General features: G+C 36.1%; 20 protein-coding genes and 4 pseudogenes. 15 read left to right on the forward strand and 9 right to left on the reverse strand.

Annotation, left to right across the window (positions count from 1 at the left end; all coding sequences use genetic code 11):
• Positions 1–7: 7 nt before the first annotated feature.
• On the reverse strand, positions 8–1,579 hold the full coding sequence (gene fadX / locus CCE82_RS10985; RefSeq protein WP_086429425.1) for a fatty acid degradation protein FadX: 1,572 nt from the start codon (positions 1,577–1,579) through the stop codon (positions 8–10).
• Positions 1,580–2,338: 759 nt separating this feature from the next.
• Positions 2,339–3,511, reverse strand: a complete 1,173-nt coding sequence (locus CCE82_RS10990; RefSeq protein ID WP_086429426.1) for an MFS transporter — start codon at positions 3,509–3,511, stop codon at positions 2,339–2,341.
• Between the two features lie 851 nt (positions 3,512–4,362).
• On the opposite strand from CCE82_RS10990, the pseudogene CCE82_RS13415 reads away from it, so the two are divergent.
• From CCE82_RS13415 to tnpA, 3 genes and pseudogenes are all read left to right on the forward strand, one after another.
• A pseudogene (locus CCE82_RS13415) lies at positions 4,363–4,713 on the forward strand (group II intron reverse transcriptase/maturase); the annotation flags it as partial.
• A gap of 21 nt (positions 4,714–4,734) precedes the next feature.
• Positions 4,735–4,947 carry a group II intron maturase-specific domain-containing protein gene (locus CCE82_RS13420; protein ID WP_420822122.1) on the forward strand — a complete coding sequence of 71 codons (213 nt, stop codon included), beginning with the start codon at positions 4,735–4,737 and terminating at the stop codon, positions 4,945–4,947.
• Between the two features lie 400 nt (positions 4,948–5,347).
• A pseudogene (tnpA, locus tag CCE82_RS11000) lies at positions 5,348–5,829 on the forward strand (IS200/IS605 family transposase).
• Positions 5,830–6,384: 555 nt separating this feature from the next.
• Here the strand turns inward: tnpA and CCE82_RS11005 are convergent.
• A complete protein-coding gene (locus CCE82_RS11005) occupies positions 6,385–6,987 on the reverse strand; it encodes a hypothetical protein (protein ID WP_240507201.1) in 603 nt (200 codons plus the stop codon).
• A 149-nt stretch (positions 6,988–7,136) separates the two neighbouring features.
• On the opposite strand from CCE82_RS11005, the gene CCE82_RS11010 reads away from it, so the two are divergent.
• The 6 genes and pseudogenes from CCE82_RS11010 to CCE82_RS11045 all read left to right on the forward strand — a co-directional run.
• On the forward strand, positions 7,137–7,373 hold the full coding sequence (locus CCE82_RS11010; RefSeq protein WP_086429427.1) for an uberolysin/carnocyclin family circular bacteriocin: 237 nt from the start codon (positions 7,137–7,139) through the stop codon (positions 7,371–7,373).
• Positions 7,374–7,438: 65 nt separating this feature from the next.
• Positions 7,439–9,148 carry a hypothetical protein gene (locus CCE82_RS11015; protein ID WP_086429428.1) on the forward strand — a complete coding sequence of 570 codons (1,710 nt, stop codon included), beginning with the start codon at positions 7,439–7,441 and terminating at the stop codon, positions 9,146–9,148.
• A 50-nt stretch (positions 9,149–9,198) separates the two neighbouring features.
• On the forward strand, positions 9,199–9,615 hold the full coding sequence (locus CCE82_RS13425; RefSeq protein WP_420822120.1) for a stage II sporulation protein M: 417 nt from the start codon (positions 9,199–9,201) through the stop codon (positions 9,613–9,615).
• A 5-nt stretch (positions 9,616–9,620) separates the two neighbouring features.
• Positions 9,621–10,331, forward strand: coding sequence for an ATP-binding cassette domain-containing protein (locus tag CCE82_RS11025; RefSeq protein WP_159454538.1), 711 nt, complete (start codon positions 9,621–9,623; stop codon positions 10,329–10,331).
• 93 nt (positions 10,332–10,424) lie between these two features.
• A pseudogene (locus tag CCE82_RS13430) lies at positions 10,425–11,571 on the forward strand (IS3 family transposase).
• Positions 11,572–11,682: 111 nt separating this feature from the next.
• Positions 11,683–11,904 (forward strand): annotated as a pseudogene (locus tag CCE82_RS11045) (transposase); the annotation flags it as partial.
• A gap of 171 nt (positions 11,905–12,075) precedes the next feature.
• Here CCE82_RS11045 and CCE82_RS11050 read toward each other — a convergent pair.
• The 5 genes from CCE82_RS11050 to CCE82_RS11070 all read right to left on the reverse strand — a co-directional run bounded on the left by CCE82_RS11050 (position 12,076) and on the right by CCE82_RS11070 (position 16,293).
• Positions 12,076–13,113: an acyl-CoA dehydrogenase family protein gene (locus tag CCE82_RS11050; RefSeq protein ID WP_086429435.1), complete on the reverse strand. Its 1,038-nt coding sequence runs from the start codon at positions 13,111–13,113 to the stop codon at positions 12,076–12,078.
• A gap of 19 nt (positions 13,114–13,132) precedes the next feature.
• Complete coding sequence (locus tag CCE82_RS11055; protein ID WP_086429436.1) at positions 13,133–13,897, reverse strand: ABC transporter permease; 765 nt, start codon at positions 13,895–13,897, stop codon at positions 13,133–13,135.
• A 5-nt stretch (positions 13,898–13,902) separates the two neighbouring features.
• Positions 13,903–14,847 carry an ABC transporter substrate-binding protein gene (locus CCE82_RS11060; RefSeq protein WP_420822121.1) on the reverse strand — a complete coding sequence of 315 codons (945 nt, stop codon included), beginning with the start codon at positions 14,845–14,847 and terminating at the stop codon, positions 13,903–13,905.
• A gap of 12 nt (positions 14,848–14,859) precedes the next feature.
• Positions 14,860–15,600: an ABC transporter ATP-binding protein gene (locus CCE82_RS11065; protein WP_086429438.1), complete on the reverse strand. Its 741-nt coding sequence runs from the start codon at positions 15,598–15,600 to the stop codon at positions 14,860–14,862.
• A 180-nt stretch (positions 15,601–15,780) separates the two neighbouring features.
• Positions 15,781–16,293, reverse strand: a complete 513-nt coding sequence (locus CCE82_RS11070) for a DUF4242 domain-containing protein (RefSeq protein ID WP_086429439.1) — start codon at positions 16,291–16,293, stop codon at positions 15,781–15,783.
• Between the two features lie 240 nt (positions 16,294–16,533).
• Here CCE82_RS11070 and CCE82_RS11075 point away from each other — a divergent pair, with 240 nt between their 5' ends.
• Positions 16,534–16,989 carry a P-loop NTPase family protein gene (locus CCE82_RS11075; RefSeq protein WP_086429440.1) on the forward strand — a complete coding sequence of 152 codons (456 nt, stop codon included), beginning with the start codon at positions 16,534–16,536 and terminating at the stop codon, positions 16,987–16,989.
• Between the two features lie 245 nt (positions 16,990–17,234).
• On the opposite strand, the gene CCE82_RS11080 is transcribed toward CCE82_RS11075, so the two are convergent.
• Positions 17,235–17,747 carry a peroxiredoxin family protein gene (locus CCE82_RS11080; protein ID WP_086429441.1) on the reverse strand — a complete coding sequence of 171 codons (513 nt, stop codon included), beginning with the start codon at positions 17,745–17,747 and terminating at the stop codon, positions 17,235–17,237.
• A gap of 267 nt (positions 17,748–18,014) precedes the next feature.
• On the opposite strand from CCE82_RS11080, the gene CCE82_RS11085 reads away from it, so the two are divergent.
• The 5 genes from CCE82_RS11085 (at position 18,015) to CCE82_RS11105 (ending at position 21,287) form a co-directional block, all read left to right on the forward strand.
• Positions 18,015–18,983, forward strand: a complete 969-nt coding sequence (locus tag CCE82_RS11085; protein WP_086429442.1) for a LacI family DNA-binding transcriptional regulator — start codon at positions 18,015–18,017, stop codon at positions 18,981–18,983.
• A 1-nt stretch (position 18,984) separates the two neighbouring features.
• On the forward strand, positions 18,985–19,869 hold the full coding sequence (rbsK, locus tag CCE82_RS11090; protein ID WP_086429443.1) for a ribokinase: 885 nt from the start codon (positions 18,985–18,987) through the stop codon (positions 19,867–19,869).
• The gene (gene rbsD / locus CCE82_RS11095; RefSeq protein WP_086429444.1) at positions 19,862–20,251 is read left to right on the forward strand and encodes a D-ribose pyranase; all 390 of its coding nucleotides are present in this window, start codon (positions 19,862–19,864) and stop codon (positions 20,249–20,251) included. Before rbsK ends, rbsD begins: the two co-directional genes overlap by 8 nt.
• Before the next feature lie 420 nt (positions 20,252–20,671).
• On the forward strand, positions 20,672–20,857 hold the full coding sequence (locus CCE82_RS11100) for a type II toxin-antitoxin system HicA family toxin (protein ID WP_086429445.1): 186 nt from the start codon (positions 20,672–20,674) through the stop codon (positions 20,855–20,857).
• A 34-nt stretch (positions 20,858–20,891) separates the two neighbouring features.
• A complete protein-coding gene (locus tag CCE82_RS11105) occupies positions 20,892–21,287 on the forward strand; it encodes a type II toxin-antitoxin system HicB family antitoxin (RefSeq protein ID WP_086429446.1) in 396 nt (131 codons plus the stop codon).
• Positions 21,288–21,884 lie beyond the last annotated feature (597 nt).

The following is a 21,884-nucleotide window of genomic DNA, read 5'->3' on the forward strand; positions in this document are numbered from 1 at the left end:
CCCTTGTTTATATTGCTCTGTTTGACTGAATCGTATGTAGTAATTGCCCCCAATGTGCTAGGTACATCGCGGGATCCATTTGTTTCAATTGTGGTGAAATCTTTGGTGTAAAGCCCATTTGAGCGATAATATCTTGTTCGATGTCTAGTCCTGGTGCGACTTCTATCAATGTGAGACCGTCATCTTGTAGTTCGAATACAGCGCGTTCTGTCACGAAATAGACTTCTTGACGTAATGACTTGGCATAAGATGCATTGAAGTCAATGTTGCTCACCGTGTCGACAAACTTTTGCGTGTGACCTTCTTCAACCACGGAGAGTTGTTGGTTTTCAATATTGAGCTTGGCACCTGCAATGAGTGAGCCGGTCAAAATCAGTTTTTGGACAGATTGACTGATATCGATAAAGCCACCGCAACCATTCATGCGATTGCCAAAGTATGAGACGTTCACATTGCCGTGTTGATCGACTTCCGCAAAGCTCATTAGTGCGATAGAGACACCCCCGTTATAAATGAAATCCCATGCCAATTCGTGGCGCATGCGAACGTCGGAATTGTAATTCATGCCGAAATGTTCACGACTGCCGATAAAGCCTCCGAAAATACCAATGTCCATAATCGGTTGAACAAGATAATTCACGTGTTCCTCATGCAGAAGGTTCGTCAATTCATTGTTAATGCCATAACCGATACTCATGGTGTCCCCAACACTTAAAAATTGGGCTGCACGGCGCAAAATCAATTTTCGTGTATTAAATGGCAATGGGGACTCCGGGATTGTGTCCATGCGTGCTTGCCCAGATAACGTCGGTTGATACATCGTTTGAACAACTTGACGATGGTATGATGCATCTTCAACGACGTAAACATAATCGACAAGTGACCCAGGAATATACACGTGGTTCGGATTTTGTTGACCTTTATCAACGACAGCTTTCACTTGTACAATGACCGTGCCACCATTGGACTTTGCGTTGAGGGCCAAACTGTAACTTTCACCGAGGTGTGCTTCTTCGTCCATGTAGATGTTGCCTTGTTCATCAGCGTAAGTACCTCGAAGCAATGCGACATCTAGTGGTGGCAATTGGTAATGCAGAAAATCTTCGCCATCAATGTTCAGAAAAGAGACGAGGGATGCAGTCGTCTTGTCATTGATGCGACCCCCTTTATAGCGCGGGTCGATATGTGTATTCAAGCCAATTTTTGTAATCACACCGGGTGTAATCGCATTCGTTTGACGATAGTGCGTGGCGATGACCCCTTGTGGTAAAAAGTACGCTTCCAATTCATTGTTTTTAATCGCTTGGGCTGTACGGGGAGAAGCGGTCATAATACTCATAATGACACGGTCTACCATCTGTCGCTCAACAAAATCGTCTAATTCTATTGCGAGACCACGACTGCTAATATCATTTGCCATCATCATCGTCAATTGTTTCGGTTCTTGATGTTGATCATAGTGTTCAATTAACGATGCGAGCAGTGCTGCCGGTAAGTTGGATACAGTCAGTGCGGCTAAACCAATCACATCACCCGTGTTGATGAGTGACGGAATTGCTGCCCATGTACACTTTTTCATGTTGCAGAGCCTCCTTTTACACTTTGATTGTAAGCCCTTACATGAAATATAACACAGTTACAACAATTGTAAAAATAAAATATTTGTATTTTCAGACAATAGACAAAGATTAGACAATTTATTGAAAGCGATAAAATGAGTGGCGACACTGTTTTCAGTCGTTTACATGGGAGATGAAAAAAATTTGATTTGGGCATTTGGTATAGGCAGGGAAGAAACATCGTTTTCGTGTTTTACCAATGATTGCGGAAAGATTTCTTGTGTTCCTATGTCGATTACCGATGACTTACCATTGGTCTCCCTTTCCCAGGGGACTTGCCTCAACTCAATTTGGCATTATTGAGATGTACATTTGAAGGAAGCCAAATTGTATTTTGAGAGCAGTACAGAAATCTCATGTGTCACAAAGATTTCGTCGTACTGCCCCCGTAAGGCTGACTAGACTTCTCAAAAGCATATGCATTGAGAAGTCAGACAGCTACTGCGTTAAACAGTAGCCACTATCAAAGTTAAATGACGTTATTTTGTTTTCAACTTCATCCCTCGGGAGTGTTGACCAAGTACGTCATCATATAACGGGTAAGGGGACAAATGGGGTACTACAATGTTTGAACTATAACATGATGTTTCGTTTGTTTTTGTACAGTTTTTACAAGTTGGATGATTTAACTGATATTTTCATTTTTGTTGTGGGAATTAATGATGTAGCGTGTTCAAAAATAAAAGGACTAGACCTATGAACGGCTAGTCCTTTGTGTGTCATTGCGAACGTTGTGAAACATGACGTCCATGTACGAAATAATAGAGTGCAAGTGCGATGAGTGCTAAGACAGCCATCGCAACGTAAAGTGCACGGAAACCCCACATTGAAATGATATAACCTAATAAAAATGGGCCGAAACCTGCACCAAAGTCTAAGAAAATATAAAATGTGGATGTCGCAAGCCCAACTTGATGGCGGGGTGCTTGCTGGACAACAATCGCTTGCCCACTTGGTACAATCGTTCCGTAACCAATGCCGATAAATATAGCGGATAATGCGATGAGCCATGTGCCTTGCGCGCCGCTTAATATAACCAGACCTATCGCAAAAACGACAATGACAGGATACATAATCGCATTCGGGCCGTGTTGGTCAAAGATTCTTCCGGTAAAGGGTCGTGTCACAAATGTACTGACCGCATATACGATAAAGAAGAAACTTGCAGCAGTCGGTAAATGCATTGTTTCTGTATACACTGATAAAAATGACAATACACTTGAATATACGACGCCAATGACGGCTAATACGAACGATATCGGAATGGCATCTTTTTGAATAAAGGCTTGCAGACCTTTGACAGGTTGACTTTCTACTGACATTTCAACTTTAGGTAACGGTTTGATTGCAAGTGCAAGAATAAACGCTAATATAATCACACCTAAACTCAGTGAGAAGATAGAGCGAAAACCGAATGATTGGTTGAATAAAATACCGAAAAACGGTCCGACAGCAGAAGCGGTTGTCACACTTAAAGCATAATAACCGATTCCTTCACCTTTACGTGCTTCTGGTACAATACGCGATGAAATGGTACCTGTCGCAGTAGAAGAAAAGCCAAATGCGACACCATGTATAAAACGAACAATGAGTAAAATCATTAACGTTTGCATGACAAAATAGAGTGAAACTGTAATAATTGAAAAAATAATGCCGTAAACGAGCACTTTTTTAGGTTGAAGCGAATCCACTATACGTCCAGAAGCGAGACGTCCTAATAACATACCGATAATGAAAATCCCTGAAGCGAGACCACCAATACTTTCAGAGGCATGGAATTCATTAATTGTGAAGACCGTCACTGTCACGATTAACATATAGTGAATCATGTACATTAAAAAGTTGGTCAACGTGATGAAAATAAAGTCTTTAGACCAGAGTTTTTCTTGCATAAACAGGACCACCTTTTGTTGGCAATAGAAGTTTGATTCATATGTTATTAGTATAAAACATAGAGGACAACATGTATAACAAGAGGCTTTGGAAGGATGGGGGAGAGAACATTGATGTATCTTCATTGTACAAAAACTGTAGTATTACAGATCGCGCAACTATTTTCGGTTTTGGGCTTGTCTTAATGATGGGCATTAACAGGTCGCTTTCCTAGGGGGGATCAACACATTTTGTAACAGATGTTACATTTTCGGTATGACTGGGAGGTGTGAAGAGTATGATACTAATGCTATATCAATGATAAAAAGCATTGTAACTTTTCAAAACAGTAGTGTTTCTTTTAAATGCGTTCGGCATGGGTAACATCTAGACGGTGAAAGTCCGTTACAGGCTTGGTAGTAGGAACTGTTAGCGAAAGACAAGGGTGTCCATTGTGAAGAGGAATCGGAAGGAAGTCGGACGCAAACACTCGCACTGACGAACAGAAACATCATACTAAGGCTATGTAGAATGGATGAATCTGCTAAACAAGATAAAGTCCGATACTACCCGAGTTCTATATAGTAAATGATGCGGTGACATGAGTGGAAAGAGGTTACACCTTACTCGGGGAGGTCTCATCAGCGGTATTTTCTATCATAGTAACAACGAATGATGAGAAGTCAGCAGAAGTCATAGTAGGGAAAACGTACCGAAGGACTGAACAATATTCAATACAAAGTAAAGATTGGAGGTTATAGATTTACGACGTGCAGAATACGGTCCTAACCGGCAACTTATGGAAGGATAAGTAGTGGAACGAAAAAGAATACATAAGTGTGTACAGTAAATCTTAGGTGAAATGAAAGAAATGTATCGTAAGTCTCCATCACTGATGGAGCTTGTTGTAAGACCAAACAACATAGAAAAAGCTATCAAGAAAGTTAAGAAAAACAAAGGTGCTCCTGGAATTGACGGCATGAAAGTCAGTGAACTCCACGCTCACTTTGCTCAGTACTTTTCACAGATAACGAAAAAACTGCTTGATGGCTCATATCAACCTCAAGCAGTTCGGAAAGTTGAAATTCCCAAGTCGAATGGGAAAATGCGTGTGCTTGGTATCCCTGTCGCTAGAGACAGAGTGATACAACAAGCGATTAGACATGTGATTGAACTAGGCATCGACCGAAGATTCTCGAATCATAGCCATGGTTTCAGACCTACTACGTAAGCAAAAAATTTAATACGCACCTTAAGGAAAATAACGAAGCGAAATAGATCCGGTACCTTTAAAGGCATTATAACTGAAATTAATCAAGTGACGAGAGGCTGGATAAATTACTTTGATGAGATAGGCTATATCCCCTTCTCAAAAGAACAGGCATATCTATTCTATCAATTGATGTCAATAAGATATGAAATCCACAATAATAACAACGAACATCCCCTTTTCTAGTCACGGGGATTCATACCGGCTTCAAGATTATAAAAGCGAAAAAATTTAAACATACGTCATTCATAAACCGTTATTGACATCAATGATTGAGTACATCTAAATCTCTAGATATGGTTTTAAATGTCGCTTGATATTTTTTCGGACATATCGTGTCAGAGGATTTACAAGAATGCAAGCAGCAACATTGTTTTGATAAATATCCATTGCTACACAAGATTGATATACGTTGTCTATATAAATAAACTCTGAATAAAATTTAATATGTTATCTACTCTGTTTGAATAAAAGTAAACCATGCGTTGTGAGTAAGGTTCTACCGTTGTATTAAAATAAGCACCTCAACATGCTAGAATAATATTTGGTCAGCCAACCAATATTATATACATGAGGAGATGCCAAAATGTCTAACGACACAAATAGTTTAGCACATACAAAATGGAATTGTAAGTATCACATAGTTTTTGCACCTAAATATAGAAGACAAATAATATACGGAAAATTAAAAAGAGATATAGGTTTAATTCTAAGCCAACTATGTGAAAGAAAAGGTGTAGAATAATAGAAGCTGAAGCATGTAAAGATCATATACACATGTTAGTTAGTATTCCAACAAAGCTAAGTGTTTCTCAATTTGTAGGATATTTAAAAGGGAAAAGCAGTTTAATGATTTTTGATAGACATGCACATTTGAAATATAGATATGGGAATAGAAAATTTTGGTGCAAAGGTTTTTATGTAGATACGGTTGGAAGAAATAAAAAGGTAATAGAAGAATATATTCGAAATCAATTACAAGAGGATATCGTAGCAGAACAACTCACAATGATGGAATACATAGATCCGTTTACAGGAGAAGAGAATAAAAAGTTGAGTAAAAAATAAAACCCTTTTAAGGGTCGCTGAGAAAGTAGTACGGTTGGCTGATTTTCTCAGTGCCCTTACAAGGGCTGGTCAGTAACAGAGACTTTCAGCCGCAGAACAAATCACCCGTTCACACGGGTGGTTTTGATTAATCTGTATTTTTATTTTCATGCTTAATAGCGACATTTTTGGCTGTACAAAAGTAGAATAGATTAGTTTGCCCCTCAAGATTTGAACTCAATAAAAAACGACCACTAATACCTCATAGCTATTATACTACGAATATTGTGGTCGTTCTTCAGATTTCATTTATTTGTGGGTGTTTGTGAAAGCACTCATGGGATATGTTCCAATACAAAAGTAAAATAATGAAAGGTGAAATTTCCGCAAAGCTAACTTAGGGTATTTTCTATAGCAATATATTTGTATACTTACGTAATGATATCATCCAATAAGCTAGCCAAATAGATGTGTTACTTTTGTTTATTTTTTACAAAAGAGTATACTTTTCAGCAGATTTAATAATGATTTTTGAATTTAAGAGTTGTAAAACATTATATTCAAATAAAAACAACCTTAAATCAAAGCGCCAATTAAGTTTATGATTAGTAAGAATATAAATAATATTAATGATACGACAGTAGAAATTTTTATAGACAACTTACCAGTAGCATTTAATAGCAAAATAAATAAATAGCTTTGTATTATAAGCTTAAAGTCGAATGCACCCAATATATCATTTCCTCTATTAAATATATTCAAACTTAAAATATTGTAATCTTTAGGATTTAAACCAAATAAGAATTGAATGATGATTGCAATTAAAGTAACTGTATTGACAATTAATACCAGTAAAATTGATCCGGAAAACAAACTCTTAACTCGCGGTTTTGTTTTGAATATTTTAGTAAACATTAAAGATAAAACAAATATAACTAAAGTAGAAATTATTGCAGAAATCCCTCCAGCTATAGTAGAGAAAATTCTAATCATTAAAAATAATGTGTTCTGATCGATACCTTCAATAGAATTTAAAGATTTTTCGTTAGTTAATAACTGCGAAGATAACAGGGCAGATAACATGGCAAACATAATAGCAATAAGTAAGTTAAAACCCCATTTAGTAGATGCTCTTTTCCTATAAAAACTATAAAAAAAGGGCCAATTATTTTTATCCATTTTTTAATCCTTTCTTAATTAAATAGTATGATTTCAATATATCATAAATAAAAAAAATAACCAAGCTTTCAAATGATTTAAACATAAGTTTTAAAATATATGTTGAAAAATTGATTTTATGGCATCATTGATGTAAAGGGGGTGATTGTATGTTAGAAATAGCTCGTAAAGTTAAGCAAGGAACAGGTGGAACAGTTGTTTTGAGTATTAGTACTGCGACAATGATTTTAAATGGCGTTATAAATGGAGCAGACATTATTTCATTATTAAGTACAATAGGTATTGCTGCTACTGGTGGCGCAAGTAAAATTATTGCAGAAATTGGAAGAGCAGCTATCAAACGAATGATAAAAAAAGTCGGTCGTAGAAAAGCAGCCATTTGGTAAAATAATGAAGGGCCTTCTGCTGCTTTTAGCAATGGAAGGCTTATTCATTGAAAGGATCTAGATTAATGAATTTTTCTTTTAATTATTATAAATTCGTTTTATTGAACCACATAAGAAGGAAATATGAATTTCTAGAAAATAAAAAGTATAAAAAAATGTATTTATACATTATGTTTTTAGATGTAATTTCTACCCCTGTATTTGTGTTTATTCTTATGGCTTATTTATGTGATGTTTTTTATACACATATTAATACTATAGATTACTATTTTAAATTAATTTCCTTTATTTACGTAAGTATATTTTCTGTGATTGGAAACATCAATGAGTTAATATTTCCAACAGACAAAAAAATATTATTTAAATCTCCTAACAGTAATAGAGACATATATAATAAAGTATTCCTTTTAAACTTAATAAAAAGATTTCAAGGTATATTCAATGTGTTCATTATAGCAATTACTATAAGTATTTATTCTACAAATATGTTTGTCTATTTATTTAATTTTATTATCATTATTTTTATGGAAGTGTACCTATCATATATAGGGGGGGCATTGATTACAAAATTTAAAGTCTCTGGAATGAAATCTTTAATTAATATAAATTATTTTTTATTCAATATTGTTTCTGGTGTTTTTTTCTCTATGGTTAGTTTTTTCTTAGTAAGTTTTTTTATCAAAATTATTATTAAACCTTTAACTTTTATTATGTCTCATAATTTAAAAGTTAAAACAAACTTTACTTGGTCTCAATTATTTAATCAGATAGGTGATGAAATTTATCAATTACATGTATCATTAACCCACATATTATCATATTTTTCACCTCACCTAGGTCTAGAAAATTTTCCTATTTTCCTTATATGGGTGATAGTGAGTTCGATCATTCACATAAGCATGATTTTATCTAGAAGTATGGGGTTTTGGTACAGAGAAAATTATTATTTAACAGAGACTGCTCCATGTTTAAATCTAATAAAACATATGAAAGAAAGTCTAACTAAAGTCCAGGCTTTAAACTTTCTTAAAAATGTAGAGCAATTAACATTACATAAGCCCTATATTTACATCAGCTATTCTTTATGGATATACAGTGGCGTCCTTTTGGCTTGCAACAAACATCTAGATAATCAAATTAGTATGTTTGTAACTATAATTGTTATCTATATGATGTCAAGAGATGCAAATACTTTAGGGACAGATTTTTTTACTAATTCTCTTAGATTTGATTCTGAAAAATATTCTATTGCTTTATATAGAATGGCTAATATAAGCTTTTTGGAATTGTATAATTCTAAAATTAAAATAATTAGATTTTTAGCAATCAAAGAAAGTGTATTAATAATTATATTTTCAGTCATTGTATCTGATTTTCACGTATTAGAAATAATACTTACATTGCTAATTGTACTTTTAAACTTTTTGACCTTTCCTCACTTATCCTTAATACCTTCTTTTATCTCACCACACTTTCAAAGTCAACATTTTAACGAGTTAGATGACTTGGGGGAAGATGAAATTTTAGAGGAAAATGTGATTAGTAAATTTAACAGTATTTTGACTTCAGTATATATATATGGCTTTTTAATTAGCTACTTTTTGAGAATAAATTTTAAATGGTTATTATTATTTGATATTATATTTACTAGTGTTTTCTTTGTTATATCATTTTTATCCATAAAAAAATACTTTATAAATTCGAAGAAAAGTGGAAAGGAAGAGATTTATATTTATAATACTAAATTAATAAATATATATATATATTCACAATAATTCTTTTTGTTGTAGGGAATATTTCAGGTGTTGTATTAAGTTATGTAATTTTGCAAAAGCCAGTTGAATTAGAATTAAATACGAACTTAAGTGTTATTGAACTATTTTTTCATAATTATATCTGGTTTATCATATTTTTGTTTGGTTTTCTGACATTTGGTATTATAAATGTCTCTATGATTTTATATAATGGTGGAGTTATCGGTTTTTTAATTGGATATTCTTTGAAGACTAATCAATTTATGCAATTAATGTTATGGCTTGCTCCGCATGGTGTGTTTGAAATTTCAGCTTTGATTATATCAAACAGCTTCGCTTTCTTTGTTATTTATTTATTTTACTCTAAAGTAATCAGAGAAATAAATATAAAGTCAAATATAAAGAATTTATTTACAAATTCCTTTTTTCTAATTACTATACTTTCTCTTATAGCAGCTTTTTTAGAAGTTTATATTAATTATAAATAAAGTAGGTGAAAATCATTTTACATTTAATGAATATTCAAAAAAAATTCGGGAAAGACCCGAACTATGTATTAAAAGGAATTGATTATTCTTTTTACAACAATGAAATATATTGTATATTAGGGCATAATGGGGTTGGTAAAACCACATTATTAAATATTCTAGGAGGACTTTTAATACCAGATAGCGGCTTGATAAAGTTATTTAATAAAAATATTTTAAACAATACTGAGTTAAGAAAGCATATTTTTTTAATAACGTCAGATTCGTTTTTTTATAAGAAATTAAACGCTATTGAAAATTTGAAATGTATTTGTTCTTTATATAATATTTTTCCTGAAGATAAAGTAATAGAAAAAGCATGTATAGAAGTTAACCTGACTGAAAATCAAATAAAAAAAAGAATAGAAACGTATTCTTCTGGGATGATACAAAAATTAAACTTTGCATTATTGAATTTAATAAATCCTAAAATTATATTGCTAGACGAACCTTTTAATGCTTTAGATGTTAAAAGCCAAAATGATTTGTGTAATTTATTAAAAAAATTTAATCGAAATGGTCATCTTGTGATTTTTACTACTCATTTCTCAAGTACTGTATTTAATCTAGCCTCAAAAATTGTTGTTTTAAAAGAAGGGGTAATTCATACTACTGAAAATACAAAGGATATTGGTTCCGAAGAAGAATTAAAGCAATGGATGATTAACACTTTTTAAGTTGTAAAGTGATGCTAGACTAAGAAACGGACACGGTAAATTGATAAGAATTTAATGTATAATAAAAGAAATCAATTTATAGGAGTGTCAGTGATGGCGAGAAGAAAATACGATCATAGCTTTAAAATGGAAGCAATTCAATTAGTCGAATCAGGGAGACGTGCCTCAGAAGTTTCTAGAGATTTAGATATTCCTATTCAAACGTTAACAAGATGGCTGAGTATATACCGTAAAGACGGTGAAAAAGGTTTTGTTGGTAGCTGTAAACGTACGTCAAATAAGCAAGTAGAGGCAGATTTAGAAAAGCGATTAAGAGACTTAGAGGAAGAAAATAAAATCTTAAAAAAGGCTATGCACATCTTTGCCAAAGACTAGAAGTAATATATAAGTTTATCTATGAACACCGACATGAATTTCGCGTCGTAAAGATGTGCCAAGTTCTAGGTGTTTCGAGAAGTGGTTATTATGATTGGAAAAATCGCAAGCCAAGTACGCGTACAGTGAAGTGTGAAGGTTTGAAGAAGGATATTTATCAAATCTATATTAAAAGTCAAAAACGATACGGAAGCCCCAAAATCACACAAATACTAAGGCGACACGGACATACTGTAACCCAAAGAACTGTCAGTAGAATGATGAAGGAACTCGGTATAAGGTCTATCACAAAAAAGAAATACAAGGCAACGACCCATCCAAAGCATCATCTTCCTGTATACCCCAATTTATTGAAACAACAATTTAAAGTATCACAACCTGGCAGCGTTTGGGTGGCTGACATCACGTATGTATACACGAAAGAAGGATGGCTCTATTTAGCAACTGTTATGGATTTGTTTTCTCGTAGAATTATTGGTTGAGCGATGGACCTCGTATGACTAAAGAACTTGTGATGTCAGCTTTAAACAAAGCGTATACAATTCAAGAACCTAGAGAAGGCCTAATCCATCACTCAGATCAAGGAAGTCAATATGCCTCAATAGAGTATCAAAATTTACTACGTGAAAAAGGGATTCAGAGCAGTATGAGTCGTAAAGGAAACTGTTACGACAACGCATGTATAGAATCTTTTCATAGTATCATCAAAAAGGAATTGATACATCATCAGGACTATAAAACCAGAAACGAAGCGATGTTCAGCATTGTGGAATATATCCTTACTTTTTACAATTCTAAAAGAGTACATTCAACGTTAAATGATATGAGCCCCATTGAATTTGAGAAGAAATACGCAACAAAATAACCTAGCTCAGAATGTACTTTTTGATTCTTAAAAGTACATGATGGGCTAGGCAAGCAAGCGAAGCGCGGTAGAATTCTCTTTTTTCTGTGTCCGTATTCTTGACATAGATCCATTCTGTTTTGGGACTATTTCAAAGGTTATACAAATAAGCAGATTTCAGATTCAAAGACGAATCACATTTATCAAAAGAGAAAGATAGACGTTGAATTAAATTTTGGAAAACTGAAGGCTAATTTGGGCTTTCAAAGATTATCGGTTCGTACCCAATCAAAAGTTAAGTGTGAACTTGGCATCGCACTCATGGGAGTATATATACGAAAACTAGCCATACTAATTTTCGTTCGCTAATAAGAAAAAACCGTTAAACTCTAAAAATGAATTTAAACAGTTTTTTCTTAAATGAGTTAAAGGACTATGTCCCAGCATTTTAATGGATTATGAAGTTGAAGCGTACTTTGACAGGGGCATGTAGCTAGAAACGCAGCTCTCAATTTAACGTGAAATTTACTGAAGTGTTTCTTCAAGTTTGCCTAAATGACGTAATGTCGGTGTGAGTGCCGCAAAGAAAAATCCTTCTTTCAACTTGCGTGCTTGAGGCGCTTTTGGTGAATATGCGCGAGACCCACCGTTGACCATCGATGCTTGGTTCACTTCAAGCAATAAATAACCTAATGCTTTTTTCAATTGAATGACTTCGAGTAAATGATCACGCAAGTCACCTTGTGCTTTGTCTAATAACGCATAATATTGTTCACGTAACGCTACAAACTGCTTTTTATAACTTTCGACATCATATTCCAAATACGCGTTAATCCCATTTTGTGCGTCTGAAAATTGGTCGATTAAATCGAGTGAACTTTGAATGGATCCTAATGCGATAGGAATTTGCAGTGTGACGAACTGTGGGCGAATGGTCGCCGCAAATTGTTCAGCATCTCTCGTAATAATTTGTGATTCAGGTACTGCCACATTATCGAATGTAATGCTGTAAGTGGCTGAACCGTTGACCCCTAAGAAGTTCGATTTTTCTTCAAGTGTAAGACCTGCTGTATTCGCTTGTAAAATAAACATCACGAGTTCGTTTGTCTCTGTATTTTGTGAGATGGCTCCGAAATAATGATCTGTGCCAATGTTGCTCACTGCTGGAAGTTTGCCGTTCACGATGAATTGTTCACCTTCGTAATGATGCGTTAAGTTGAATGTTTCCAATGCATTGAAGGATTTCATCGGGTTGGATAAACCTGTTGCCCCTAACGCTTGACCGGATAAAATTTGCTGTTGTAGATCATTGTGCAAAGCGGGTTGCTCGGCTTGCTTTAAATACGTTGAAAAGGCAAGTTGGCACCATAAACAAAATGCGGTTGTGAGGCATGAATAGGCGACTTTTTCAACCACTACGGCATTTTGTTTCAAGTCATCTTTTGAAAAATGACCCCCTTCAAATAAGTGTTGAATAAATGGTTGTGCATAGTATTGGCCGTTATCAATTTCGACTAAGTAAGGGGTTAATTCTTCTTCAATTAAAGTTTCAATCGTTGTCATCCTATCACTCCTGTATAGATTAAGATTCTCCAAAACGTTTTAAAATTAAACTTTCTAAATAACTAATGATACGGTCGATGAGAAAACCGAAAATCCCGATGAAAAAGATGGCAGAGAGCACATCTTCTAAATTCAGCATGTTGCGGGAGTCGACAATGAGAAAGCCGAGCCCTGATTGTGCGCCGATCATTTCACCAGAGACTAAGAAAATCCAACTTGTGCCGACTGCAACATGAATGCCCGACATGATGTGTTTAAATGCGCCAGGGAAAATGATGTCACGGTATAATGCCCAACCGCGTAAGTTTAAATTGTCGGCGATTTTTAAATAGTGATCATCAATGGTGCGCACGCCTTTAATTGTGTTGAAAACGATAGGGAAAAAGGCGGCGATGAAGATGATGAAAATGGCCGGTAAACTGCCAATGCCAAACCATAAAACGATAAAGGGTGACCATGCAATCGGTGAAATCGGACGAATCGTTTGTAGTAACGGTTCAATGGCTTGGTAAAGTATGCGATTGCGCCCTAATAGTATCCCGAGTGGAATGGCGAGCACGACAGCGATCAAAAAGCCGATGATAAAACGGTAAAGACTAATGCCAAGATGTACGAATATTTCCCCGGTAATGATGAAGTGCCCGATACTTTGGGCGACTTGGACTGGTCCCGGTAAGAGTACGGGTTGGTATTGTCCGATCCAAATGACGCATTGCCAAAGTAATAAGAACAGCACAAAAGTATAGAAAGGGAGTAAATATTTTTTGAATATGGCACTGATCAAATGAATCACCCTTTCTTGTATAATGTGTCATCTACAAATTGATCGTATGATGGGGCGTCAAACAAATGGTGTGACTGAACGAGCTGTGCAATGTTATCGTAGCCCTCTTGTTGAATCGTCAAATCACCATAAGATGTCCATTGCGCAGATTGTTCAAGGATTTTACGATCTTGTTTAAAGTATTTCGCCATGATGTTGACGCTCTGCTGTTTGTCTTCTAATTGGTAACCTGCTTTTTTGTAATCACTCAAAAACTGTTGTGCCGCTTGATGATGGTGTTGGATGACATCCTCTTGTAAGACAAGAACACAACAGTACGCATCAGGCATAATGTCACTCCCATGTTGTAACAGGTGTCCTTTACCAAGCTTTTCACCCAGTGCGCCAAATGGTTCTGCGACAGAATAGCCATCAATCCGTTGTTCACTCAGTGCGGCAGGCATTTCAGCGGGTGCCATTTCGTGATAATGAAAATGCCCATCATGAATATGGAGCTGTTTGCGCATTTCTTCTAACAATAAATAATGTGTCGAATAGCGATGTGGAATCGCAAATGAATAATCGTGATGATTATTAAAGTCATGTAAATTATGGCCGTTTTGTCCAAGTACAACATTGCCTTCGTGATGTCCGAGTGCGACGGCTTTAATCGGTGAACCTTTCGATTTCGCTTTCATGGCGAGTTCGATCAAAGTCGAAGCGCCGTCAATCCGTCCACTGTTCAATGCATCCATTAAATCCGGCCAATTGTTAAAGCGAACTAATTCGATGTCATAATCCGAGTGACTTTGCTTTATTTCTTTGGTCATCATCAAATTCGCGGCATGTGTAATCGGTAGGTAACCAATCTTGAGCACTTTTTTATCGCTATGCACATCACTTTGAGAATTTGGACTGCAGCCGGTGATGATGAAAAGAATCACCATGAATAAAATAAATAGTCGTTTCATCATGTGCCTCCTCTACAAATGATATTCCGGTTCAGCCATATGATGATTGAGCGCAAAATCTTCCATAATTTGACGACGAATGGATAACAATGTCTCATCACTACGGTTTCTCGGATGGGATTGATGCACAGTATACTGGTTGAGAATTTGAGCGCCATCACCGAGCAAAACGATTTCATCTGACAAATAGAGGGCTTCGTCAATATCATGTGTCACGAGAATGAGTGTCGCATCCGTATGCGTACGTAATTTAATTAGTTCATCTTGTAATTTATAACGCGTAAAAGCATCCAGTGCACCGAGTGGTTCGTCTAATAGCACCACACGCGGTTGATGAATGAGTGCACGACAAATGGAGACACGTTGTTGCATCCCACCTGACAGCTCAGCAGGAAAATGCGCTCCTTTGTCAGCTAAGCCCACAGTGGATAAATATGTATCAATATCAGCATTGGACACATGTTTTGTTAACCCGAGCTTAATATTGTCGTTAATCGTCTTCCAAGGTAATAAGTTATGGTGTTGAAATAACATTAAACAATCAGAAGAAGGGGCTGTTTTGATTGTTTGATCAATAATGACCTCACCTGATGACGGCGTTAAAAAGCCACCGATGATATTGAGTAAAGTCGATTTGCCACAACCACTCTTTCCGATAAAACTAACGATCTTTCCTGTAGGTATCGTTAAATTAAAATCTCGAATCACATGTTGTTCACCAAAATAATGATGCAGTGCTTTAATTTCTATCATCTCAACACCTCCTAAACCTTATTAAAACACTAGGAATTATAGTTGTAAAAAAGAGCGAGAAGTAGGCAGTGACAGTTTTATGATATTTCAAAATCAAATGGCTGACTGACTACACAGTTCTCGCTCTCAATGTGTCGGATTGATATGTGCGCTTTTGCATAGGTTAGGAAAGGGTTGGCATTAAATTTTTTCGATACCATCGATTGGTGTATTCACAGCTTCACGTGCACGACGAACCGAATCTTCATCTGGTGCGTTATAGAGGCATACACATTTTGTCATATCTTCGCAAACATAAGTTCTTTGGAATTGTACTTCAGGCACTTCTTCATAATGTACGGAATTTTTCTTTTTACGTTCTAAATATTGATCCATTGTAATACCTTCAGGAATGTTCCAAGTGACTAAATAGTCGATAGAAACGTCGCCTTGCTTGACCTCATCTAAATCTTTGCCAACAAGACGAACTTCTTTTACGAGGCTCACTTCGATAGATGCATCTTCTAAAAATTGTTTCGCTTCTTCTTCACTATTGCCTTCCACAATGAAATAACCGTGTGATAAATCTTCAGTAACTTGTACTTCAATCAGTTCTGGACCTGCTTGTTCAGAAAGAGATTGTACTTTTTCTTCTAATTCCGTTGATGTTTTTGCGAAAGATAAATCTTGAGTTTCCAATAAGAATAAAGACATAAATTATACCTCCAACAAATTTGATATGGACATATTACCTTAATTCCTATCAGAATACAAGGGATTATTAGAAATAAATCAGAATTTTTTGATAAATAAAACACAAAAGAATACAATTGAGTCGTGTTGAATAATTTTATTAATAATGAAAAATGTTATTGAAGAAATTAAGAATTAGAAAGTGTCATGGGTTAGAAAGTGAATTATAATTGAAACAACATGAGTAGAGGAGGGAACTTCATGTATCGACGTATCGTTATTTTGGGCATGCCAGGTTCGGGGAAATCGACGCTATGTATGAAAATTGGTAAAGCACTTCAAATTCCAACGTATCATTTAGATCGCTATGCATGGGAAGAAGGTGAACTTGTCCCGGCAGAAGTGTTGCAACGTCATGTCACTGAAATTGTGAATACAGACGCATGGGTGATGGATGGCACGTATGAAAGGACATTAGATGAAAGGTTAGCACGCGCAGATTTATTGATTTGGCTGAGTGACTCACGCTGGCGTTGTATTTTACGCGTCATCCACCGTTATGTGCTGAGCAAAATTCGCCCTCAAGCTGGAGATAATCCAGACATCATCAGTTGGGAGTTTATTCGATATATTTGGCAATATGAGCGTGATAAAACAGAGAATCTATTGCGCATTTATCAACCTCACGCGAACCATTGCGAACTATGGCGGAGGTGAAGAAAGGGATGATAATGGGAAACGAGGTTGGGATATAGAAAATTTTAAGTCTCATTTCATTGAGAGATTGATGATTCATTAATGATTTTAAAGTGGTTGAGAACATGAATGCAATCAAAAATCGCAAACCATAAGGATGGCAAGTTTAACAAAAAGATTGCAAGTCCATTATGAGTACCAGAAACAGGAACCTAATGGACTACAATCTCATAAAATGATTTGAATTCAATGGAGTGCGTCTGCAATTAAGCCTTTTTATAACTTTTTTGGATGTATTGAATGATTTTTCTTAACTCAATCATCGTTGGACGGCCGAATGGGTTCGTTTGTTTTTGTTGATAAACCAAACGATTGTCCTCAGAAACTAAGAAATATGCTGGTTCATTGTGTGTACCATGGTCATCATAAATGGAATCATCCGGATGACTATAAACGCCATAAGTGTTCGCAAAATTACTGTTTTCATCAACAAGTACTGGATATGGGACTTGTTTTTCCTCAACCATTTGACGAAGGTTTTCTGCTGTATCATTTGAAGTTAAAATGATTTGAATATTTTTCTTTTCAAAGTAACCTACATTTTTAATTAAACTATCGAGTTCCTCCATACAAACAGGACACCAAGAACCGCGGAAGTTAATCACAAAATACCATTGTTCTGGATGTGTTTGTTGGAATTGATGGAAATCGAATGTTGTTCCATCTGTTGCGTTCAGTTTAAAATTTGGCATTTGGTCGCCTAATGTAAATTCTGTCATTATCATTCTCTCCTTTTTATGATGAAATATTGACTTACTGTTGAGATATTTCTGTTAATTCAAATATAGCATTGTTGCGATGAAGGACGAAGTAGAGTGCTTGTGTTAGCGAAAAAATAGCGTTATTTTTGAATAGAAATTGACATTTATACTACCAGTAGTGTGCGGGAAGTCTTAGTTTTCACAAGGAATGTGATGCTTTATATTGCACGTTTGTGAAACTCGTGTTAATTTATATGTAAACGTTTCCACAAAAGGAGGTTTGCGATGGCTACGATTAAAGAAGTCGCTGCGTTAGCGGGAGTGTCAGTTGCCACAGTATCTCGAGCGATGAATCAAAGTGGCTATGTTAAAGCGGCGACGAGAGAGAAAATTGAAGCGGCTATTCAGCAATTAGACTATGCGCCGAATGAAGTCGCCCGCACTTTGAACATGAAACAATCTAAAGTTCTCGGCTTGCTGTTGCCAGATATGAGCAATCCATTTTTTACACATGTCGCACGTGGTGTAGAAGATACAGCAATGGCACGCGGTTATCACATCATGATTGGCAACGGTGCGATGAATGAACATAAAGAACTCAATTACTTAGCGACTTTTAAAGCAAACCATTGTAGTGGTATTATTGCGTCTCAACTGTCTACGCAACATACTTTTAAACAACTACAAAATGATGATAGACCACATGTGCTCATTGATAGGGTAACGGCGGATGACTATTGTGTGGAGGCCGATCATCGACAAGGTGGACGTTTACAAGCTGAAGTGGTGCTTCGGGGCCGTGGTCAGCGTGTGTTAATTGTATATCAAGACCAAAGTTACCAATCTTTTCAACAACGTTATCAAATGGCGCGACACGTTTTACAAAAAGCAGGTTGTACCGTGTTTGAATTGTCGGATTTAGCGATGACAGAGGCACAGTTTTTAACTTTAATACATGAAAATCGTATTGACAGTGTCATTTGTAGTCATGATGTGGCGGCATTTCGTGTATTAAAGTGGCTATATTATGACGGACAGCGTGTGCCGGAAGATGTACAAGTTGTCGGTTATGATGATATCCCACTAGCAGAATGGTTTGTGCCTGGATTAACGACTGTGCGTCAACCGGCGTACACGTTAGGTGAACAAGCTGCTGAAAAACTGATTGCTCAAATTGAAGGACAAGCTGAAATCGAACGTAAAACGATGTTAGATGTCACATTAATAGAAAGAGAAACGACAAGGAGGAAGTAAAATGCGTCAAATTTATGTGATTGGAAGTATGTCTATGGATTTAGTTGTATCTTCACAAGTGGTACCCGAACAAGGTGAAACGGTATTAGGTGACGACTTCTTTACAACGCCTGGAGGAAAAGGTGCGAACCAAGCTGTTGCAGCCGCACGTCTAGGCGAACATGTTCATATGATTGGCTGTGTCGGTGAAGATGCATTTGGCCAGCAAATTCAACAAAACTTTAAAGATAATGAAGTCCAAGTGGATGGTATTCAAGTGATTAAAGACGAACCATCAGGAACGGCACATATTACGTTATCACAACAAGACAACCGTATTATTGTCGTGCCATCAGCGAATGGTTATGTCACACCAGAGCGCATTCAACCTTATTTAGAACGTATTGAAGCGGGAGATATCGTGCTTATTCAACAAGAAATTCCTGCAGAGACTGTGACACATGTGATGGATTACTGTGCGCAACATGATATTGTGTCGATTTTAAACCCAGCCCCTTACCGTGAAGTGCCGGCAGAAGTCATTGCACAAGCGAATTATATTACACCAAATGAAACAGAAAGTGCGCATCTCTTTGAAGGAAAAGACATTGAAGAAGCTGCAGCACAATATCCAAATAAACTTATTGTGACACTCGGTTCAGAAGGTGCGATGTATCACAACGGTGCAGAAATCGTTAAAGTCCCAAGCTTTAAAAGAGAGGTTAAAGATACAACAGGCGCAGGTGATACATTTAACGGCGCATTGGCAGTTGGATTGCAAAAAGACTATCCATTAACGAAAGCAATTGAATTTGCAAATTTAGCAGCAAGTCATTCAGTCACAGGTATGGGCGCACAAGGTGGCATGCCGTACTTGGCAGATTTGGAAGGTGAGTTTGATGTATAGATACGGAACATTAAATAGTGAGATTTCAAAAGTATTAAGTACGTTAGGTCATACAGATGAAATTGTTATTGCGGATTGTGGACTTCCGATTCCAGACGGGGTCAAACGCATTGATTTAGCATTAAAAAAAGGCACACCATCATTTGAAGAAGTGTATGAAGAACTCATGCATCATATGGTTGTGGAACAAGTCGTTGTAGCTCGAGAAATGACAGCGCAAAATGAGGCGTTGTATCAAAAGATTAACAAAGATTTTCCAACGCTTGAAATGCTCTCACACGAAGAGTTTAAAAAGCAAACACGTCATGCAAAAGCAATTATTCGGACAGGCGAGGCCACACCATATGCCAATATTATTCTACAAAGTGGTGTGATTTTCTAAGGGGTGACAGCAATGATTCACCTAGACCATCAAAGTTTCAAGAGCTCATCAATAACCTTGATACGAATGAGCAACTACAATGAGTCGCTGTTGAAACGAATCAATAAGTAGTCAAACAACATAATAATCAAAAGCAGATGTATGTATGGAAAACACGCCACATACGTCTGTTTTTGTTAAATTTGCACTATGAGATACATCTCATTTTAACCTCTTAGCAATCTTGTGAGGTTTAGGTAAAAAAGATAGTACATCAAATGAGTGATTAAATAAATATATCGAATGTTCTAATACGATGAGGCTTGGAAATGAGACGTATATTAAGTAGTCATTAATTTGAAACCTTCAGCTGATAGTATAATCGTTAAGCTTTCTAACACTTAAAACATATGTTATAATATATGTGGTAGGTGAATTGAAATGAGTTCATCAAAAGAAATTATTAAAAGGCTTGAGCAGAATGGATGGTATTGTGTAAGAGTTGTTGGTAGCCACCATCACTTTAAACACTTAAAGCATAAAGGCAAAGTCACTGTACCACACCCTAAAAAGGATTTACCTTATGGAACTGAATGCTCAATACTTAAGCAAGCAGGGCTATTATAGCTCTCTTGCATCTTCTTAATATGGAGGGATTGATATGAAATACCATTTCTATGCAGTGTTACAGCAAGAAGGTACTGACTACAATGTATACTTTCCTGATTTACCAGGTGCTATTACATGCGGAAGTGATATTGAAGAAGCTGTGTTTATGGCACAAGATGCTTTAGAGGGACACTTATTAGTAATGGAAGATGACAACGATGCCATACCTAAACCATCAGAATATCGAGAGCTCATCAACAACCTTGATACGAATGAGCAACTACAACTCGTTACTGTAGATACAAAACTAGTTAGAATTAAAGAAGAAAACAAGACAGTGAATAAGATGGTGACTTTGCCGCAATATATGGTCGTATTAGGCAAAGAAAAAGGTGTTAATTTTAGTCAGACGTTGCAACGTGCATTAAAAGAAGAGTTGAACTTATAATTGAATTGAGAATATACTCTTACCATTATTTTATGAATAAGTTCAAAAAACACCAATTAAATATTTTTATATATAGGAGTCAAATCAATTTAGATGATGTTATTTTTATGTTGAGAAATATGATTTGACTGACAGATGTATGTATGGAAGACACGCCACATACGTCTGTTTTTTTATTTCTGGAAATAATTGTCATGCTGAAACTGAATTTTTTGGACAATCACATTTCAAATGAAAAAGACTTAAAAATGAGAGCCTCGCAGCACTTCATCTCCACTCACGGCATGTATGGTGTGTAAATGTAACATGAAGTTGAATGGTATTACATATTCAACAAACAGAAATGTCCCGAGGCAAGCCACCGTCCATGTGACACTCCTGAGGGATCAGACGCAGCCGAAAATCCAATTCGGCTTCCATCAAAATGTATCATTCAATCAAGCCGAATTTAGTTGAGGCAAGTCCCCTAGGAAACATATTAAGATAGTAGTGAAGAAATTATGACGATAGTTTCTTCACTACTTATTTTTTATAATAGGTAGTTGAGAGAAGCTAAATCGAACTTCCCTTGGATTTTAAAATTCGTCAGGAAACTGA

The sequence above is a fragment of the Staphylococcus cornubiensis genome (genome assembly GCF_900183575.1).
Taxonomy (GTDB): Bacteria; Bacillota; Bacilli; order Staphylococcales; family Staphylococcaceae; genus Staphylococcus; species Staphylococcus cornubiensis.

What these genes read in the sequence shown, in the direction of transcription:
- fadX (WP_086429425.1), bottom strand. Translation starts at nt 1,579, where the DNA reads ATGAAAAAGTGTACATGGGCAGCAATTCCGTCACTCATCAACACGGGT.
- CCE82_RS10990 (WP_086429426.1), bottom strand. Translation starts at nt 3,511, where the DNA reads ATGCAAGAAAAACTCTGGTCTAAAGACTTTATTTTCATCACGTTGACC.
- CCE82_RS11005 (WP_240507201.1), bottom strand. Translation starts at nt 6,987, where the DNA reads ATGGATAAAAATAATTGGCCCTTTTTTTATAGTTTTTATAGGAAAAGA.
- CCE82_RS11010 (WP_086429427.1), top strand. Translation starts at nt 7,137, where the DNA reads ATGTTAGAAATAGCTCGTAAAGTTAAGCAAGGAACAGGTGGAACAGTT.
- CCE82_RS11015 (WP_086429428.1), top strand. Translation starts at nt 7,439, where the DNA reads ATGAATTTTTCTTTTAATTATTATAAATTCGTTTTATTGAACCACATA.
- CCE82_RS11050 (WP_086429435.1), bottom strand. Translation starts at nt 13,113, where the DNA reads ATGACAACGATTGAAACTTTAATTGAAGAAGAATTAACCCCTTACTTA.
- CCE82_RS11060 (WP_420822121.1), bottom strand. Translation starts at nt 14,847, where the DNA reads ATGAAACGACTATTTATTTTATTCATGGTGATTCTTTTCATCATCACC.
- CCE82_RS11065 (WP_086429438.1), bottom strand. Translation starts at nt 15,600, where the DNA reads ATGATAGAAATTAAAGCACTGCATCATTATTTTGGTGAACAACATGTG.
- CCE82_RS11070 (WP_086429439.1), bottom strand. Translation starts at nt 16,293, where the DNA reads ATGTCTTTATTCTTATTGGAAACTCAAGATTTATCTTTCGCAAAAACA.
- CCE82_RS11075 (WP_086429440.1), top strand. Translation starts at nt 16,534, where the DNA reads ATGTATCGACGTATCGTTATTTTGGGCATGCCAGGTTCGGGGAAATCG.
- CCE82_RS11080 (WP_086429441.1), bottom strand. Translation starts at nt 17,747, where the DNA reads ATGACAGAATTTACATTAGGCGACCAAATGCCAAATTTTAAACTGAAC.
- CCE82_RS11085 (WP_086429442.1), top strand. Translation starts at nt 18,015, where the DNA reads ATGGCTACGATTAAAGAAGTCGCTGCGTTAGCGGGAGTGTCAGTTGCC.
- rbsK (WP_086429443.1), top strand. Translation starts at nt 18,985, where the DNA reads ATGCGTCAAATTTATGTGATTGGAAGTATGTCTATGGATTTAGTTGTA.
- rbsD (WP_086429444.1), top strand. Translation starts at nt 19,862, where the DNA reads ATGTATAGATACGGAACATTAAATAGTGAGATTTCAAAAGTATTAAGT.
- CCE82_RS11100 (WP_086429445.1), top strand. Translation starts at nt 20,672, where the DNA reads ATGAGTTCATCAAAAGAAATTATTAAAAGGCTTGAGCAGAATGGATGG.
- CCE82_RS11105 (WP_086429446.1), top strand. Translation starts at nt 20,892, where the DNA reads ATGAAATACCATTTCTATGCAGTGTTACAGCAAGAAGGTACTGACTAC.